Raw genomic sequence first — 16,432 nt, 5'->3', positions numbered from 1 at the left:
TCGACCATGTGTCGCGTCGATACGGAATTACCCGTACGGAGTGTCAGTGGCGGATGCCAGACTCGGGTGTCATGGAACACATGGGGGATGTCCGGGATGTCAGCGGGCTCGTGTCGCGGGCGGGCCGGGGCGAGAAGGTGAAGTACCTGCTGTTCTGGGGGCACCGGCCGCGCCCGGACGGCCGGATCGGTGCGAGCTGCCTCAGTCAGTGGTGGCCCTCGCCGTTCACGGTCGACGGGGTGACGTACGCGTCGGCCGAGCACTGGATGATGGCCGGCAAGGCAAGGCTGTTCGGTGACGCGGAGGCCGCGGAGCGGGCGGTGGCGGCGAAGAGTCCGGCCGAGGCGAAGAAGGTGGGCCGGCTGGTCCGCGATTTCGACGGTGCCGTCTGGGAACGCGAGCGGTACCGGCTGGTGGTGGCGGGCAGCGTCCACAAATTCGGCCAGAACCCGGAGCTGGGCGGATTCCTGCTGGGCACGGGCGACCGCGTGCTGGTCGAGGCAAGCCCGATGGACCGGATCTGGGGCATCGGACTTGCGGCCGACGATCCGCGTGCGGAGGACCCGGCGACGTGGCGCGGCCTGAATCTGCTGGGGTTCGCGCTGATGGAGGCGCGGGCCGCGCTGCGGGACGGGGCGGACGGCATATGAAACGGGCCCGTGGGCCGTGGGGTGCGTCCCACGGGCCCACGGGCCCGGCTCCCGGCCGTCTACCGGGCCGTACCCGGCGCGGCCGGGGTGGTCATCGCGCGTCCTCGATGACCAGGGACGTCCCGTAGGTGTCGCCGTCGTACGTGTCGTCGTCGAACTCGTCCGCGTGCGTGGCGAGCCAGATGATGCCGCCGATGATGACGACGCCGATGGCGATCCCGATCGACCCCAGAATGACTCCGGCCAGCGCCTGCCCGGCGTTGTCCGCCTCGCCGCGGGCGGCCCGCTTGCGCCCGATGATGCCGAAGATCAGCGCGAGCGTGCCCAGGATGATGCTGGGGATGCCGTAGACGCAGAAGAGGCAGACGGCCAGGATGCCCATGACCATGGCCGCCGTGCCCATGCCGTTGGAGGGCCCGACACCCCACGCGGGCTGGCCGCCGTAGCCGGGGTAGCCGCCGTACTGCGGGCCCGGGGCGACCGGGTAGCCGTACTGCGACTGCTGCGCGCCCGGGTAGCCGTACTGCCCCATCGGCGGCGGGACCGGCTGGCCCGGGCCGTTCGGCCCGACCGGCGGTGGCGGCACCGCGCCCGGGTCCTGCCAGGGGCCGGCCGGCTGTCCCTGGCCGGGAGGGCCGAATCCGGCCGTGGGTATCGGACCGGTCCCGGCGTTCGGCATCGACGTGACCGTCTGCTGGTCGTGCACGGGCGGCGGGCCGGCGTGTCCGGCGTCCGCGTCCGTCTGCGGGCGGGCGTCCGCAGGGTTCTTGTCCAAGGGCACCCGGGCATCGGCGGGGTTCTTGTCCAACGGCACCCGGGTCTCCGGCGGAGCCCACGGATCGCGCGGTGCCGACCCCCCGTCAGCGGGCCGTTCTGTGTTGTCTGACATGGGCCTCCCCCATCGTGATCCCGTCATGGTACGGGCGGGCCCCGTCCTACGATGACTCCCGTCCCCTGCCCGGACCCCCGACGTACCGGGCCCGCATCACCCACGCCCCCGGAGGATCCGATGACCGATCTGCACCCCTTCATCGCGGGGCTGCCCAAGGCCGAGCTCCATGTCCACCATGTCGGCTCCGCCTCCCCCCGCATCGTCGCCGAACTGGCCGCGCACCACCCCGACTCCAAGGTCCCCACCGACCCCGAGGCGCTGGCCGACTACTTCTCGTTCACGGACTTCGGCCACTTCATCGAGGTGTACCTCTCGGTCGTGGACCTGATCCGCACCCCGGAGGACGTCCGGCTGCTGACGTTCGAGGTCGCCCGCGACATGGCGCGGCAGAACATCCGTTACGCGGAGCTGACCGTCACCCCCTTCTCCTCCACCCGCCGCGGCATCCCCGAGCTCGCCTTCATGGAGGCCATCGAGGACGCCCGCAAGGCCGCCGAGGCCGAGCTCGGGGTGGTGCTGCGCTGGTGCTTCGACATTCCGGGCGAGGCCGGCCTGGAGGCCGCGGAGGAGACCACCCGGCTCGCCGTGGACCTGCGTCCGGAGGGGCTCGTCTCCTTCGGTCTGGGCGGCCCCGAGATCGGTGTGGAGCGGCCGCAGTTCAAGCCGTATTTCGACCGGGCGCTCGCCGAGGGCCTGCACTCCGTGCCGCACGCCGGGGAGACGACGGGTCCGCAGACGGTCTGGGACGCGCTGACCTCGCTGCGCGCCGAGCGCATCGGCCACGGCACCAGTTCGGTGCGCGACCCGAGGCTGCTGGACCATCTCGCCGAGCACCGCATCGCCCTGGAGGTCTGCCCCACCTCCAACATCGCGACCCGGGCGGTCAAGGACATCGAGCAGCACCCGGTCAGGGAGATGGTGGAGGCCGGCGTCCTGGTCACCATCAACAGCGACGACCCGCCCATGTTCGGCACCGACCTCAACAACGAGTACGGGGTGGCGGCCCGCCTCCTGGACCTCGACGAGCGGGGCCTCGCCTCGCTCGCCAAGAACGCCGTCGAGGCGTCCTTCCTCGACGCGGCCGGCAAGCGCACGCTGTCCGCCGAGATCGACACGTACACGACGAACTGGCTGGAGCAGACGGGCCGGTGATCCCTCAGCGGTGACAATGACCCCATGGTCACCCCTGTCACCCCTCTCACCGCTGTCACCGCTCTCACCCCTGTCACCGCCGTGGCGCACCGCGGCGATCCCTACCGCGTGCGCGAGAACACCCTCCTCTCGGTCCGCTCCGCCCTCGAACGGGGGGCGGACGCGGTCGAGATCGACGTCCGGATCACGCGTGACGGTGTGCCGGTCCTGCTGCACGACGCCACGCTGGAGCGGCTGTGGGGTCATGACCTGCGGCTGGACCGGCTCACGCACCAGGAACTGACCGAACTGACCGCGGGCTCGGTGCCGACGCTGCGCGAGGCCCTGCTCCTGCCCGGGGCGCACCGCCTCATGCTCGACCTGCCCGGGTCCACCGACGATTCCGTACGCCGGACCGTCGGCGTGGTCCGCGAGTGCGGGGCCGCCGAGCGCGTCTACTACTGCGCGGGGCCCGAGGCGATGCTCCGGGTGCGGGCCGCCGACCCGTCCGCCGAGATCGCGATGACCTGGACGACGCTCGCGCCGCCACGGGCAGCGCTGCTGGACGTCGTGCGGCCGCGCTGGCTGAACTACCGGTTCGGTCTGGTGAGCCGGGAGCTGACCGACCGCAACCACCGGGACGGGCTGCTGGTGTCGGCGTGGACGGCGGACACCGGCCGCACGATGCGCAGGCTGATCCGGATGGGCGTGGACTCCCTCACCACCAACCGGATCGACGTCCTGCACAAGGTGATCCGCAACTCCCCGTCCGTCCACGGAGCTTGACCGGTCCGGCATCATGGACGCGATCTCATCGCCCGGAATGACAGGCCCGCGCCAAGGAGCCAGACGTGACCGCCCCCCGCAGCAACCCCCTGCCCGCCCGCGTCCGTTCCGACGTCGCCCACAACGCCCGGGTCTGGAACTACTGGCTCGGCGGCCACGATCACTTCCCGGTGGACCGGGCGGTCGGCGACCACGTCACGGCCATGTATCCGAGCATCGGCGAAGTGGCGCGGGCGGACCGGGCGTTCCTGGGGCGGGCGGTGCGGTATCTGGCCGGTGACGCGGGCATCGGCCAGTTCCTGGACATCGGCACCGGCCTGCCGACGGCGGACAACACCCATGAGGTCGCCCAGCACACCGCCCCCGACGCCCGCGTCGTCTACGTCGACAACGACCCGATCGTCCTGGCCCACGCCCGCTCGCTGCTGACCAGTTCGCCGCAGGGAGCGACCGAGTACATCGAAGCGGACGCCCGGCACCCGGAACAGATCCTGCGTGCCGCCCAGCCGACCCTCGACCTGGAGCGCCCGGTCGCGGTCATGCTGCTGGGCATCCTGAACTTCGTCCTCGACACGGACGAGGCGCTGCGCATCGTCCAGCGGCTCATGGCCGCGGTGCCGTCCGGCAGCTATCTGGTCCTCACCCACCCCACGTTGGAGCTGGGCGGCGAAGGCAACGAGGCCGCGATGCGGTTCTGGAACGAGAACGCCACTCCCCCGATCACCGCCCGCGGCCGTTTCGAGTTCGCCGCGTTCCTCGACGGCCTGGACCTAGTCGATCCGGGCATCGTCTCGTGCGCCCGCTGGCGGCCCGCGCCCGGCACCCGTGACGCGGAGGTCGCCCAGTTCGGCGCGGTGGCACGGAAGCCCTGAGGCCGCCGCCCCATGCGTATACGCGACATCACCGAGCGAGCGGGACGGGCCGGGCCCCGCACGCTCGATCTGCTCATCGCGCTGCTGGTCCAGGGCGCCATGACCATGCCGTTCCTCGTGCCGCGCGCTCCCGATCTCCCGGAAGCGACATGGACGGCGTACGGGCTGACCACCCTGACAGTGGTGCCGCTGGTGGTCCGCCGCCAGGCCCCGGTCGCGGTCCTTCTCGCCGTGCTCGCAACGGGCGCTGTGTACCGGTACGCCGTCGACGGACCTGGCCAGCCTCTCCCGTACACCGGCCTCGTGGCCTTCTACACCGTGGCCGAGCTCTCCTCGCCGCCGAAGCGGATCGGGGTCTCGACCCTCACCGCGCTGGGTGTGGTGGTCTCGGTCGGCCTGGACAGCGACGCCCTGCGGGAGCTCCTCTTCTCCCTCTTCGTGTTCGCCGCGGCCTACGCCTTCGGCAGGCTCGCCGTCACCCGCAAGGCGTATCTGCGGGCCGTGGAGGACCGGTCGCGGCAGCTGGAGCTGACGCACCGCATCGAGGCCGAGCAGGCCGCGGCCCGTGAACGGGCCCGCATCGCCCGGGAGATGCACGACATCCTGTCGCATGCGGTGAGCCTGATGATCGTGCAGGCGGAGGCCGGGCCGGTGGCGGTACGGGCGGCGCCGGAGCGTGCCGAGGCGGCCTTCGACGCGATCTCGGAGGCGGGCCGGGACGCGATGGTGCAGTTGCGCCGGATGCTCGGCGTGCTCCGTGAGGACGAGGGCGCACCGGACGCACCGCGCGAGCCGCAGCCCGCGCTGGACGGGCTGCCCGGCCTGGTGGAACGGGTCGGCCTGGGCGGTCTCGCGGTCTCGTACGAGGTCACGGGCAACCCCCGGCCACCCGGGCTGGCGGTCGAGGCGACGGTCTACCGGATCGTGCAGGAGGCCCTGACGAATGTCGTCCGGCACGCGGACGCGCATTCGGCACGAGTGCGGCTGGAGCACGGACCCGACGCACTGACCCTGACGGTCACCGATGACGGGAGCGGACCCGGGCGATCCGGGGGCGGATCCGGGCTGGGGCTCACCGGCATCCGCGAACGCGCCGCGGCGCACGGTGGCACGGCCCTTACCGGTCGCGATCCGGACGGCCGCGGCTTCCGGGTCGGAGTGACGATCCCGCACCCGCGGCCCGAAACGGAACAGCAGACAGGACCGAGGCAATGACGATCCGCGTGGTGGTGGCCGACGATCAGGAGCTGGTGCGCAGCGGCTTCGCGATGATCCTGGACGCGCAGCCGGACATCGAGGTGGTGGCCGAGGCCGGCGACGGTGCCGCAGCGGTCGACGCGGTGCGGCGGCTGGCTCCGCAGGTGGCACTGCTCGACATCCGCATGCCCGGCACGGACGGCATCGAGGCCTGCCGCACCATCACGTCCGGGAGTGACTGCCGGACCGTCATGCTGACGACGTTCGACTCGGACGAGTACGTGTACGAGGCACTGCACGCGGGCGCGAGCGGTTTTCTGCTCAAGGACGTCCGCCGGGACGACCTGGTGCACGCGGTACGGGTGGTGGCGGCCGGCGACTCGCTGCTGGCTCCCTCGGTGGCCCGCCGGCTGATCGCCGCGTACACCTCGCACCCGGCGACCGTGTCGTCGAAGCCGTCGGCGCGCCTGGACGTGCTGACCGCACGTGAGCACGAGACGCTGCTCCATCTGGCACGCGGGCTGTCGAACGCGGAGATCGCGGCGGCGCTGGTCGTCAGCGAGCACACCGTGAAGACGCATGTCGGCAACGTCCTGTCCAAACTGGGCCTGCGCGACCGGATCCAGGCAGTGATCTGCGCCTACGAATGCGGCGTCGTCTCTCCCTCCGCGGAGGGAGAGACGACAGGCGGCTCCCCCGCGCAGGGGAGCAAGTCTCCCCCGGGGAAACCCTCGCTCGGGTGATCCGCCCGAGCGAGCGGATGAACAGGATGGACTCCACAAGCAGTTGAGGACTCCACCCGGTTCCACGCACAGGAGGCACCTGACATGAACGCCCGCACGTCCCGCATCGTCATCGCAGCCGCTCTGCTCATCGGCATCACGGCGGGCCCCGCCTCACCGGCCCTGGCAGCGGCCGGCCCCTCCGTGACGGGCCGGGCCGCCCCCGCGTCACCGGCCGTCGGGGCAGCCGACGCCAAGGCGCTGCGGGCCGCGATCAGCGGGCTCCCGAAAGACGATGCCACGGCCGCACTGGTGCGGGTATCGGGCACCGCGGGCGTCTGGCGGGGAACCGCCGGCGTCCACGACCTGACGTCACAGCGGGCGGCGGACCCCGCCGGGCGCTTCCGGGCCGGTTCGGTCACCAAGGTGTTCACGGCGGCCGTGGTCCTCCAGTTGGCCGGGGAGGGCAGAATCGGCCTGGACCGTCCGGCCCGGCACTATCTGCCGGACCTGATCCCGGCGGCGTACGGGAAGGTCACGGTGCGCCAACTGCTGAACCACACCAGCGGCATCCCGTCCGTGGACCCGGGCAACGGCGACACGCTGGAGGACTGGTACGCGCACCGCTTCGACGTGACCGATCCGGCGGACGTGGTGCGCGAAGCCACCGCGCACCGGCCGGACTTCGCGCCCGGCACCCAGCAGCACTACGCCAACATCGGCTACACCGTCGCAGGGCTGCTGATCGAGCGGGTCACCGGGGGCACGTACGCCTCCCAGGTCTCGCGCCGCGTCCTGGAGCCCCTTGGCCTGAAGGACACCTACTTCCCCGGCACCGATCCGAAGATACGCGGCCGGCACAACCACGGATACCAGGCCTTCGGCACACAGGGCGAGCTGCGCGATGTGACGGTGTGGGGGGCGAGCGACGCCTGGGCGGCAGGGGACCTGATATCCACCACGGCCGATCTGGAGCGGTTCACCCGGGCGCTGTTCGGCGGGCAGGTGGTGCGCGGACCGCTGCTGGAGGCGATGTTCACACTGCCCGACGCCTCGGTGCGGGAGTACGGCACGGGCCGGCCCGCCGCGTTCGGCGCGGGCCTCTCGGTGATGACGCTGGGGGGACGCGAGGTCTGGGGCAAGACGGGTGGCCGCTGGGGATACAACACGGCCATCGCGGCCACCCGCGACCTCTCCCGCACCCTCGTCTACAGCGTCAACGCGACGGACGCGAAAGGCAGCGACATGAACGCCACGGCGATGAACGTCGTGGTGGCGGCTTTCGGCGCCCCGTCCGCCGGGTGATTCGGACCGCTGGAGCGGATTCGCCCGGGTAATTCAGACCGCTGGAGCGGATTCGCCGGCGGGCACCGGCTCCGGCGTCCCCTCCATGGCCTCCAGCCGCTTGATCAGGCGGTGGACGATCAGCAGCGGGATCACCCCGATGACGCCGAACGACATGTCGATGACCGACCACCAGAAGGGGATGTCGCGGATCGGTCCGCAGATCAGGGCGAGCGGAATGATCCCGGCGCACGCGATCATGCCGAACTCGATGACCCAGATGTTGCGGACCGGGTCGCGGTAGGGCCCGTAGAAGGCGACCGCGATCATGAGATGGGCGAAGGCCAGCCAGTCGGTGCCGTAGAGCACGAAGGGGTACGTGGCATCGGCCTCGTCCAGGCCGGTACGGACCCGGGTGATCCACTCCATCAGGGCCGGGAAGTGCTCGGGGACGGGCGAGGCGGAGGAGCTCAGCAGGTCCTCGGCCCAGCGCAGTTCGTGGACGAGCGGGAAGGCGGTGAGCCCGCTCAGTACCAGACAGACGATGAAGACGGCCAACCACACGCGTATGCGCCTCTGCAAGGCGCGTCGCTCGCTCATGTCCGCAGCGTACGCCCGTGTTTACCGGCTCTTCACGCGACCCCGGGCGCACCTTCACAAGCCGACGACGGCGTTCCATTTCTTGGCGAACCCGGCGCGTTCCTCCGAGGTGATGTCGCGGGCTATGGCCAGCCGCTTGCGCATGCCGTCGTCGGGGAAGATCAGGGGGTCCTCCGCCAGCGCGGCGGTCTCCTCGTCCTTGGAGGAGGCCAGGACGTCCCGGGCGGCGGGGACGGGGCAGACATAGTTGACCCAGGTGGCGAGTTCGGCGGCGACCTCGGGCTCGTAGTAGTAGTCGACGAGTTTCTCGGCATTGCGTTTGTGGCGGGCGAGGTTGGGGATCATCAGCGATTCCGCCCAGAGCTCGGCGCCCTCCTCGGGCACCACGAACTCGATGTCGGGGTTGTCGGCCTGGAGCTGGATGACGTCGCCGGAGTAGGCCTGGCAGGCGAGCACGTCTCCGGTGGAGAGGTCCTTGATGTAGTCGTTCCCGGTGAAGCGACGGATGTGCTTGCTCTTCACCAGCTTCTCCACCTGGTCGCAGATGTCGTGGAAGTCCTCGCGCTCCCAGCGGGTGATGTCGACGCCGTTGCCCTGCATCAGCAGGGCAAAGGCCTCGTCGAGCCCGGACAGCAGGGTGACCTTGCCGCGCAGGTCGGGTGCCCACAGGTCGCTCGTGTGCTTGATCTCCCGGCCGAGCCTCCTGCGGTTGTACGCGATGCCGGTGATGCCGGACTGCCAAGGGACAGTGTGCGTCCGGCCCTCGTCGAAGGCGGGCGAGCGAAGCTGCGGGTCGAGGTACTTCGCCACGTTGGGCTGCTTGCCCCGGTCCATCTCCTGGACCCAGCCGAGCCGGACGAAGCGCGCGGCCATCCAGTCGCTGATGACGACGACGTCGCGACCGGTCTGCTGGTGGTTCATGAGGGCCGGACTGATCTTGCCGAAGAACTCGTCGTTGTCGTTGATCTCCTCGGTGTACGTGACGGAGATCCCGGTCCGCTCGCCGAACGCGTCGAGGGTGGGCCGCCTCGACTCGTCCTCGTCGTCGGTGTCGATGTAGAGCGGCCAGTTGGCGAAATGAACGGTGTGATCGCCGGCGGAGTGGTCGCGGCCGGCACGGTCACCCGGCTCCACATAGGCGGCGGGGACTCCGCAGGCGGCCAGCGTGGCGCCGGCCGCTCCCGCCCCGGTGGCACGGAGCAGGGACCGGCGGGACATGAGGTGGTTCCGGATCGCTCGCACCTGCGCAGGATGCCGGTCGGCCGGTGCGGCGGGCAATGGACCAACCGTCCAGCGAAGCCCGCCCGTTGGGCACAACCTGTCGAGGCGGAAACGGGCCGGGAGGCACGGATCGGGAGGCGCCGGTCGCAGGCGCGCCAGGCGATGGATACGGAAACGGCCCCGAGCGGGTGCCCGGGGCCGTATCCGTACCGAATACCGCGACGGTCAGCCGTCGAGCGAGGTCATGACGTGCTTGATGCGGGTGTAGTCCTCGAAGCCGTAGGCGGAGAGGTCCTTGCCGTAGCCGGACTTCTTGAACCCGCCGTGCGGCATCTCGGCGACCAGCGGGATGTGGGTGTTGATCCACACGCAGCCGAAGTCGAGGTTCTTGGACATCCGCATGGCGCGCGCGTGGTCCTTGGTCCAGACGGAGGAGGCCAGCGCGTACTCGACGCCGTTCGCCCACTCGAGGGCCTGGGCCTCGTCCGTGAAGGACTGGACGGTGATGACCGGGCCGAAGACCTCGTTCTGGATGATCTCGTCGTCCTGCTTGAGCCCGGAGACGACGGTCGGGGCGTAGAAGTAGCCCTTCTCGCCGACGCGGTGGCCGCCGGCCTCGACCTTGGCGTGGGCGGGGAGCCGCTCGATGAAGCCGGTGACCTGGGCGAGCTGGTTGGCGTTGTTCAGCGGGCCGTAGAGCACGTCCTCGTCGTCCGGCTGCCCGGTCTTCGTGTCGGAGGCGGCCTTGGCGAGCGCGGTGACGAACTCGTCGTGGATCGACTCGTGGACGAGCACGCGGGTCGCGGCCGTGCAGTCCTGTCCGGCGTTGAAGTACCCCGCCACCGAGATGTCCTCTACGGCCTTGGGGATGTCGGTGTCCTCGAAGACGACGACGGGAGCCTTCCCGCCCAGCTCCAGGTGGACGCGCTTGACGTCCTTGGCGGCCGACTCGGCGACCTGCATGCCGGCCCGCACCGAACCGGTGATGGAGGCCATGGCCGGCGTCCGGTGCTCGACCATCGCGCGGCCGGTGTCGCGGTCGCCGCAGATGACGTTGAAGACGCCCTTCGGCAGGATCTGCCCGATGATCTCGGCGATCAGCACGGTGGACGCCGGAGTGGTGTCGGACGGCTTGATGACGACGGTGTTGCCCGCGGCGAGCGCCGGGGCGAACTTCCACACGGCCATCATCATCGGGTAGTTCCACGGCGCGACCTGCGCGCACACACCGACCGGCTCGCGGCGGACGATGGAGGTCAGCCCCTCCATGTACTCGCCGGCCGAGCGGCCCTCCAGCAGCCGTGCGGCGCCCGCGAAGAAGCGGATCTGGTCCACCATCGGCGGGATCTCTTCGGTGCGGGTCAGCCCGAGCGGCTTGCCGGTGTTCTCGGACTCGGCCGCGATGAGGTCCTCGGCACGCTCCTCGAAGGCGTCCGCGATCTTCAGCAGGGCGCGCTGGCGCTCGGCGGGCGTGGCGTCGCGCCACGCGGGGAAGGCAGCGGCGGCGGCGGCCATGGCGGCATCGACGTCGGCCTCGCCGGACAGCGGGGAGGTCGCGTAGACCTCCTCCGTCACCGGGTTGACCACATCGATGGTCCGCCCGTCGGCGGCGTCCCGGAACTCGCCATTGATGTAGTTGCGCAGACGGCGCACCTCGGTGGTCACAACCACCCCTCCTGTCGACACGTCCAATGGGTGAGACGTCCAGCGTAACCGCATGGGTAACGGTTTCGACATACCCACAGGGCGCGAACTTCGGATTCGGTGAGATCTGAGCCTCACGACAACGAATTTCATCGATTGAGGGTTGCAAGACAGACGAGTCCCGGTGCAGAGTGGCTCCGTGGCCAGTCGCAGCGCAGACTCCAGGACCGGGAACGGATCGTCCCCAGCGGTCGATGCCGTGTCCCTCGCAATCATCGAGCAGCTCCAGGAGGACGGGCGTCGTCCGTACGCCGCGATCGGCAAGGCCGTGGGCCTGTCCGAGGCGGCCGTGCGGCAGCGCGTCCAGAAGCTGCTCGACCAGGGCGTGATGCAGATCGTCGCCGTCACCGACCCCCTCACCGTGGGGTTCCGGCGGCAGGCGATGGTGGGGATCAACGTCGAGGGAGACCTCGACCCCGTGGCGGAGGCCCTGTCGGCCATGACCGAATGCGAGTACGTGGTGATGACCGCGGGCTCCTTCGACCTGATGGTGGAGATCGTCTGCGAGGACGACGACCACCTGCTGGAGACGATCAACAAACGCATCCGGGCCATCCCCGGTGTGCGCTCCACCGAGAGCTTCGTCTACCTCAAGCTCAAGAAGCAGACCTATATGTGGGGAACCCGATAGCCGTGAGCAAGGACCTCAGCCGGACCGCGTACGACCACCTGTGGATGCACTTCACCCGCATGTCGGACTACGAGAACGCGCCCGTACCCACCATCGTGCGTGGCGAGGGCACCTACATCTTCGACGACAAGGGCAAGCGCTACCTCGACGGGCTGTCCGGCCTGTTCGTGGTCAACGCCGGCCACGGCCGTCACGAGCTCGCCGAGGCCGCGTACAAGCAGGCGCAGGAGCTGGCCTTCTTCCCGGTGTGGTCCTACGCCCACCCGAAGGCCGTCGAGCTGGCCGAGCGCCTCGCGGACTACGCCCCGGGCGACCTGAACAAGGTCTTCTTCACCACCGGTGGCGGCGAGGCCGTCGAGACCGCCTGGAAGCTGGCCAAGCAGTACTTCAAGCTCAAGGGCAAGCCGACCAAGTACAAGGTCATCTCGCGTGCGGTCGCCTATCACGGCACCCCGCAGGGCGCCCTGTCCATCACCGGCCTGCCTGCCCTCAAGGCCCCCTTCGAGCCGCTGGTCCCCGGCGCGCACAAGGTGCCGAACACCAACATCTACCGCGCCCCGATTTACGGCGACGACCCGGAGGCCTTCGGCCGCTGGGCCGCCGACCAGATCGAGCAGGAGATCCTCTTCGAGGGCGCGGACACCGTGGCCGCCGTCTTCCTGGAGCCCGTGCAGAACGCGGGCGGCTGCTTCCCGCCCCCGCCCGGCTACTTCCAGCGGGTCCGCGAGATCTGCGACAAGTACGACGTGCTGCTCGTCTCCGACGAGGTCATCTGTGCTTTCGGCCGCCTCGGCACGATGTTCGCCTGCGACAAGTTCGGCTACGTGCCGGACATGATCACCTGCGCCAAGGGCATGACCTCGGGCTACTCGCCGATCGGTGCCTGCATCATCTCGGACAAGCTCGCCGAGCCGTTCTACGAGGGCGGCAACACCTTCCTGCACGGCTACACCTTCGGCGGCCACCCGGTGTCCGCGGCGGTCGGCCTCGCCAACCTCGACATCTTCGAGCGCGAGGGCCTCAACCAGCACGTCCTCGACAACGAGAGCGCCTTCCTCACCACGCTGCAGAAGCTGCACGACCTGCCGATCGTCGGCGACGTCCGCGGCAACGGCTTCTTCTACGGCATCGAGCTGGTGAAGGACAAGGTCACCAAGGAGACGTTCACCGACGAGGAGACCGAGCGCGTCCTGTACGGCTTCCTCTCCAAGGCGCTGTACGACAACGGCCTGTACTGCCGGGCCGACGACCGCGGCGACCCGGTCGTCCAGCTCGCGCCGCCGCTGGTCTCGGACCAGTCCACGTTCGACGAGATCGAGGGCATCCTGCGGTCCGTCCTGACGGAGGCCTGGACGAAGCTCTGACCAGCAGTCCTGACGAGGCTCTGACCGCTGGTCCGGACGGCCCAGCGGCCGGCCCCGGCTTGACCGCCGCTTGACCGTCCCGTGACGGCCCTCCGGCGGTCATTTCATACGGTCCACACGGCCCGGATGCGCCCATTCGAGTGGGAAGAAGCGCACCCGGGCCGTGTGCTGTGCGCACACCGCGATCCGAATCCCTACGGTGCCGAGTGACCGATCGGCCCCGCCTTCGTTCCCCCGTACGGGGGAACGGGATATCTGATCTGAACCGAGGTGTACGCCATGGTGGCCCCGCCGGACAACGACGTGATCTGGGCGCGTTCCCTGCAGCACTCCCACAACGGCTCACCCGCGCTCGGCGGGGTCTCCCTGGGGATCCGCGACGGCGAGATCCTCGCGGTGACCGGCCCGCGCGGCAGCGGCAAGACGACCCTGCTGCACTGCCTCTCCGGCCAGCTCGTGCCCCAGCAGGGCGAGGTGTGGTTCAACAGCGTCCCCGTCCACACCATGGGCCCGCGGCTGCGCGAACGGCTGCGCCGCGACAAGTTCGGCTGGATCGCCCCCGAACCCCAGCTCGTCCCGGAACTGAACACCTGGGAGAACACCGCGCTGCCGCTCCTGCTGCGCGGCTCCTCCCACCGCGAGGCCAAGAAGACCGCCATGGAGTGGCTGGAACGCCTCGACATCGGCATGTGCGCGCGGAAGCGGCCGCACACCCTCCAGCAGAGCCAGCGGCAGCGGATCTCGGTGGCCCGCGCACTCGCCGCATCACCCTCGGTGATCTTCGCCGACGAGCCGACCGCGACGCTGCACCGCACCGACCGCGCCCATGTGCTGCGCACCCTGACGAGCGCGGCCCGCTCGCACGGCATCACGGTGGTCCTCGCCACGCACGACGCGGAGATCGCCGCGCTCGCCGACCGCGTGGTGCCGCTGCTGGACGGACGCCGGGTCGCCACGGTCGGCCTGCCCGACGTGACCGATACGGAGGGCCGCGCGGCGTGCTCGCTCTCCGTCTAGCCCGCGGTTCCCATCCACTGGTCCTGGTGCGGCGGCTGCTGGTCGCGGCCGCCTCCGCCGGGGTCGGCTTCCTCCTGCTGTGCACGCTCGGCTATGCCTCCGGGCACCCGGCGCACTCCGCCGGTTCCGTACTGCGACTGCTGTGGTGCTTCGTGCCCCTGGCCGCGACGGTGCAGTTCGCGGTAGCGGTGGCGCGTACGGACCCGAGCACCCGCCCGCGCGCCGGACTGTCCGCCGTCGGCCTCGGGCCGGTGCGGCTGAGCGTGCTCGCCGCGGTCTCCACCGCCGTCTCGTGCACCCTCGGCTCGATGGTGGCGCTGCTCTTCTTCCTCCACCTGCGCGGCGACCTGTCCGGGCTGCCGTTCGACGGCGCCGCGGCCGGCCTGCTGGCCGCCGACGCGCCGCTGCCCCTGGCCGCGGTCCTCGTCCTGCTGACCCTGGTGCCGGCTGCCGCCGCGACGGCGAGCGCGCTGGCCCTGCGCACCGCTCCGGTGCGGGCCGAGGGCACCACGGAGGAGGCGGAGGACCTGCTGCCCGAGGAGCAGTTCCCGGCCCCGGCGGCGCCGCCCGCCGGGCTGCCGTGGGGCGTGGCCCTGACGGCCGCCGGGCTCGCCGTCGAGGCGTACGCGAACCGGGGCGCGCCCGGCAGTCCCTTCCCGCTCCCCGGCAAGCTCGACGCCACACCGGCCTGGGTGCTCGTCGGCTGGACCCTGACGGCGATCGGCCTGGCCACGGCCGGCCCGGGGCTGACCTACCTGTGCGGACGCCTGGTGCAGGCGATGCGGCCCGGAGCCGTACGCCTGCTGGCGGGCCGGGTCCTGATGGACGAGGCCCACCGGATCGGCCGCCCGCTGGGAATCGTCTGCGCGGTTCTCTCGGCCGTCGTCGCCGCCTACGCGCTGTACGGGACCGGGCCCCGGCCCTTCGGTCCGCTCACCGCCCTCGGCGCCGTCCTCGTCATCGGCTGCACCACAGCGACGCTCCTGACGTCGGCGCTGGAGGCCAAGCAGGCGCGCGCCGAAACGGCCCGGGCGCTGCTGCGCCTCGGCGCACCGGCCTCGGCGCTGCGCGCGGCGACGGCGCTGCGCGCGGCCGTCCTGCTGCTCGTCTTCGCCCCGCTGACGTGGGCGATCGCCGAGCTGGCCGCACTGCCGCTGACGGCCTGAACGGGCTCCGGCCGGGGCATCTCCCCCGGCCGGTCCGTAGCATGAGGGGGTGGAGACCCCGGAAGTCAGCACGCCGGCACCCGGCGCCGAGATCGAGTCGCTCGCCGCGTTCGACGCGGCGGTCGCCGCCGGTTCGCTGGCGGGTCTGCGCGTCCAGTCCCTCGACCTGACGGACCGCGGCGCGGCGCTGCTGGCCACGGACACGTCCGGCGCCGTCTTCCTCGGCTGCCCGATGGGGCCGGAAGCGGCCGAGAAGGTGCGGGCCGACGGGGCGTTCGTCTTCCCTCCGGTGCCCGGTCTCCCCTTCGATCCGTACCGCGGTCGGCTCTACTCGCCCGACGCCCTCTACGACGGGCTGGCGCAGGGCGGTTACGAGGCGACGCCCGACGCCCGCGCCTACCGCTGGTCCAGCCGCACCCGCTCGGACGGCGACGTCTTCGCCTCCATGCTGCGGGCGCTCCACGACGACGCGGTCTCCGACGCGCTGGACGAACTCCTCGCCGGGGCGCGGGTGGCCGGTGTGATGGGCGGTCACGCGACACCCCGGGGCAGCGCCTCGTACGCGGCGGCAGCCCGCCTCGGCAGGACCCTGGCCCGCAGCGGCCTGATGGTGGCCACCGGCGGCGGCCCGGGCGCGATGGAGGCGGCGAACCTCGGCGCCTACGCGGCCCCGCACCCCGACGCCATGCTGGACAAGGCGTGCGAACTCCTGGGCGCGGTCCCCTCGTTCACCCCGTCGGTCACCGACTGGGCGCTGGCCGCGTTCGCCGTGCGCGAGCGCTGGCCCGAGGGCGGACGCTCCGTGTCGATCCCGACCTGGTTCTACGGGCACGAGCCGCCGAACCCGTTCGCCCGGGACATCGCGAAGTACTTCGCCAACGCCCTGCGCGAGGACGGGCTGCTGGCCCGTTCCACGGCAGGGGTGATCTTCCTGCCCGGCGCGGCCGGCACGGTCCAGGAGATCTTCGACAGCACCACCCCCAACTACTACGGCTCGCTCGGCGATCCGTCCCCGATGGTGCTGGTCGGCCGTGACCACTGGACGCGGGAGCTGCCCGCCTGGCCGCTGCTCCGGGCCCTCGCGGCGGGCCGGCCGATGGAGTCCCGTATCGCGCTCGTAGACTCGGTGGACGAAGCGGCCGAGGCGCTCGCGCGGCTGTCGGAGGCGTAGCCTTCACGCCTCACCCCACTGGCC

At 71.1% G+C, this 16,432-nt stretch carries 16 protein-coding genes; 12 read left to right on the top strand and 4 right to left on the bottom strand.

Features of this window, described 5'->3' with window-relative positions; all coding sequences use genetic code 11:
• Window positions 1-80: 80 nt before the first annotated feature.
• A complete protein-coding gene (ybiA, locus tag ABTX18_RS11050; protein WP_503061126.1) occupies window positions 81-650 on the top strand; it encodes a riboflavin biosynthesis intermediates N-glycosidase in 570 nt (189 codons plus the stop codon).
• Between the two features lie 91 nt (window positions 651-741).
• Here ybiA and ABTX18_RS11045 read toward each other — a convergent pair whose 3' ends face one another.
• The gene (locus tag ABTX18_RS11045; RefSeq protein ID WP_352122402.1) at window positions 742-1,539 is read right to left on the bottom strand and encodes a DUF4190 domain-containing protein; all 798 of its coding nucleotides are present in this window, start codon (window positions 1,537-1,539) and stop codon (window positions 742-744) included.
• A gap of 120 nt (window positions 1,540-1,659) precedes the next feature.
• Between ABTX18_RS11045 and ABTX18_RS11040 the strand changes: the two genes are divergently transcribed.
• The 6 genes from ABTX18_RS11040 (at window position 1,660) to ABTX18_RS11015 (ending at window position 7,555) form a co-directional block, all read left to right on the top strand.
• Window positions 1,660-2,694, top strand: a complete 1,035-nt coding sequence (locus ABTX18_RS11040) for an adenosine deaminase (RefSeq protein WP_352122401.1) — start codon at window positions 1,660-1,662, stop codon at window positions 2,692-2,694.
• Window positions 2,695-2,718: 24 nt separating this feature from the next.
• Window positions 2,719-3,459: a glycerophosphodiester phosphodiesterase gene (locus ABTX18_RS11035; protein WP_352122400.1), complete on the top strand. Its 741-nt coding sequence runs from the start codon at window positions 2,719-2,721 to the stop codon at window positions 3,457-3,459.
• Between the two features lie 65 nt (window positions 3,460-3,524).
• The gene (locus tag ABTX18_RS11030) at window positions 3,525-4,331 is read left to right on the top strand and encodes an SAM-dependent methyltransferase (protein ID WP_352122399.1); all 807 of its coding nucleotides are present in this window, start codon (window positions 3,525-3,527) and stop codon (window positions 4,329-4,331) included.
• Window positions 4,332-4,343: 12 nt separating this feature from the next.
• Window positions 4,344-5,546: a sensor histidine kinase gene (locus ABTX18_RS11025; protein ID WP_352122398.1), complete on the top strand. Its 1,203-nt coding sequence runs from the start codon at window positions 4,344-4,346 to the stop codon at window positions 5,544-5,546.
• Window positions 5,543-6,271, top strand: a complete 729-nt coding sequence (locus ABTX18_RS11020) for a response regulator (protein ID WP_352122397.1) — start codon at window positions 5,543-5,545, stop codon at window positions 6,269-6,271. Before ABTX18_RS11025 ends, ABTX18_RS11020 begins: the two co-directional genes overlap by 4 nt.
• Before the next feature lie 84 nt (window positions 6,272-6,355).
• Window positions 6,356-7,555: a serine hydrolase domain-containing protein gene (locus ABTX18_RS11015; protein WP_352122396.1), complete on the top strand. Its 1,200-nt coding sequence runs from the start codon at window positions 6,356-6,358 to the stop codon at window positions 7,553-7,555.
• Window positions 7,556-7,588: 33 nt separating this feature from the next.
• On the opposite strand, the gene ABTX18_RS11010 is transcribed toward ABTX18_RS11015, so the two are convergent.
• The 3 genes from ABTX18_RS11010 to ABTX18_RS11000 all read right to left on the bottom strand — a co-directional run bounded on the left by ABTX18_RS11010 (window position 7,589) and on the right by ABTX18_RS11000 (window position 11,020).
• The gene (locus ABTX18_RS11010) at window positions 7,589-8,134 is read right to left on the bottom strand and encodes a hypothetical protein (protein WP_352122395.1); all 546 of its coding nucleotides are present in this window, start codon (window positions 8,132-8,134) and stop codon (window positions 7,589-7,591) included.
• A gap of 54 nt (window positions 8,135-8,188) precedes the next feature.
• A complete protein-coding gene (locus ABTX18_RS11005; RefSeq protein ID WP_352122394.1) occupies window positions 8,189-9,352 on the bottom strand; it encodes a polyamine ABC transporter substrate-binding protein in 1,164 nt (387 codons plus the stop codon).
• Between the two features lie 228 nt (window positions 9,353-9,580).
• The gene (locus tag ABTX18_RS11000; RefSeq protein WP_352122393.1) at window positions 9,581-11,020 is read right to left on the bottom strand and encodes a gamma-aminobutyraldehyde dehydrogenase; all 1,440 of its coding nucleotides are present in this window, start codon (window positions 11,018-11,020) and stop codon (window positions 9,581-9,583) included.
• Between the two features lie 178 nt (window positions 11,021-11,198).
• Here ABTX18_RS11000 and ABTX18_RS10995 point away from each other — a divergent pair, with 178 nt between their 5' ends.
• The 5 genes from ABTX18_RS10995 to ABTX18_RS10975 all read left to right on the top strand — a co-directional run bounded on the left by ABTX18_RS10995 (window position 11,199) and on the right by ABTX18_RS10975 (window position 16,408).
• The gene (locus ABTX18_RS10995; protein ID WP_326739069.1) at window positions 11,199-11,690 is read left to right on the top strand and encodes an Lrp/AsnC family transcriptional regulator; all 492 of its coding nucleotides are present in this window, start codon (window positions 11,199-11,201) and stop codon (window positions 11,688-11,690) included.
• Window positions 11,675-13,054 carry an aspartate aminotransferase family protein gene (locus ABTX18_RS10990; protein ID WP_352122392.1) on the top strand — a complete coding sequence of 460 codons (1,380 nt, stop codon included), beginning with the start codon at window positions 11,675-11,677 and terminating at the stop codon, window positions 13,052-13,054. Before ABTX18_RS10995 ends, ABTX18_RS10990 begins: the two co-directional genes overlap by 16 nt.
• A 279-nt stretch (window positions 13,055-13,333) precedes the next feature.
• Window positions 13,334-14,071: an ABC transporter ATP-binding protein gene (locus ABTX18_RS10985; RefSeq protein WP_352122391.1), complete on the top strand. Its 738-nt coding sequence runs from the start codon at window positions 13,334-13,336 to the stop codon at window positions 14,069-14,071.
• The gene (locus tag ABTX18_RS10980; protein WP_352122390.1) at window positions 14,053-15,237 is read left to right on the top strand and encodes a hypothetical protein; all 1,185 of its coding nucleotides are present in this window, start codon (window positions 14,053-14,055) and stop codon (window positions 15,235-15,237) included. Before ABTX18_RS10985 ends, ABTX18_RS10980 begins: the two co-directional genes overlap by 19 nt.
• A 49-nt stretch (window positions 15,238-15,286) precedes the next feature.
• The gene (locus tag ABTX18_RS10975) at window positions 15,287-16,408 is read left to right on the top strand and encodes an LOG family protein (protein WP_352122389.1); all 1,122 of its coding nucleotides are present in this window, start codon (window positions 15,287-15,289) and stop codon (window positions 16,406-16,408) included.
• Window positions 16,409-16,432 lie beyond the last annotated feature (24 nt).

The organism is Streptomyces sp. NPDC096323, from assembly GCF_040302845.1.
Classification (GTDB): domain Bacteria; phylum Actinomycetota; class Actinomycetes; order Streptomycetales; family Streptomycetaceae; genus Streptomyces.
This window is presented reverse-complemented; position numbering and strand designations above follow the sequence as displayed.

Bases quoted from the DNA above. Each gene is read 5' to 3' on its own strand.
- ybiA (WP_503061126.1), top strand. From the start codon at position 81: ATGGGGGATGTCCGGGATGTCAGCGGGCTCGTGTCGCGGGCGGGCCGG.
- ABTX18_RS11045 (WP_352122402.1), bottom strand. From the start codon at position 1,539: ATGTCAGACAACACAGAACGGCCCGCTGACGGGGGGTCGGCACCGCGC.
- ABTX18_RS11040 (WP_352122401.1), top strand. From the start codon at position 1,660: ATGACCGATCTGCACCCCTTCATCGCGGGGCTGCCCAAGGCCGAGCTC.
- ABTX18_RS11035 (WP_352122400.1), top strand. From the start codon at position 2,719: ATGGTCACCCCTGTCACCCCTCTCACCGCTGTCACCGCTCTCACCCCT.
- ABTX18_RS11025 (WP_352122398.1), top strand. From the start codon at position 4,344: ATGCGTATACGCGACATCACCGAGCGAGCGGGACGGGCCGGGCCCCGC.
- ABTX18_RS11020 (WP_352122397.1), top strand. From the start codon at position 5,543: ATGACGATCCGCGTGGTGGTGGCCGACGATCAGGAGCTGGTGCGCAGC.
- ABTX18_RS11015 (WP_352122396.1), top strand. From the start codon at position 6,356: ATGAACGCCCGCACGTCCCGCATCGTCATCGCAGCCGCTCTGCTCATC.
- ABTX18_RS11010 (WP_352122395.1), bottom strand. From the start codon at position 8,134: ATGAGCGAGCGACGCGCCTTGCAGAGGCGCATACGCGTGTGGTTGGCC.
- ABTX18_RS11005 (WP_352122394.1), bottom strand. From the start codon at position 9,352: ATGTCCCGCCGGTCCCTGCTCCGTGCCACCGGGGCGGGAGCGGCCGGC.
- ABTX18_RS10985 (WP_352122391.1), top strand. From the start codon at position 13,334: ATGGTGGCCCCGCCGGACAACGACGTGATCTGGGCGCGTTCCCTGCAG.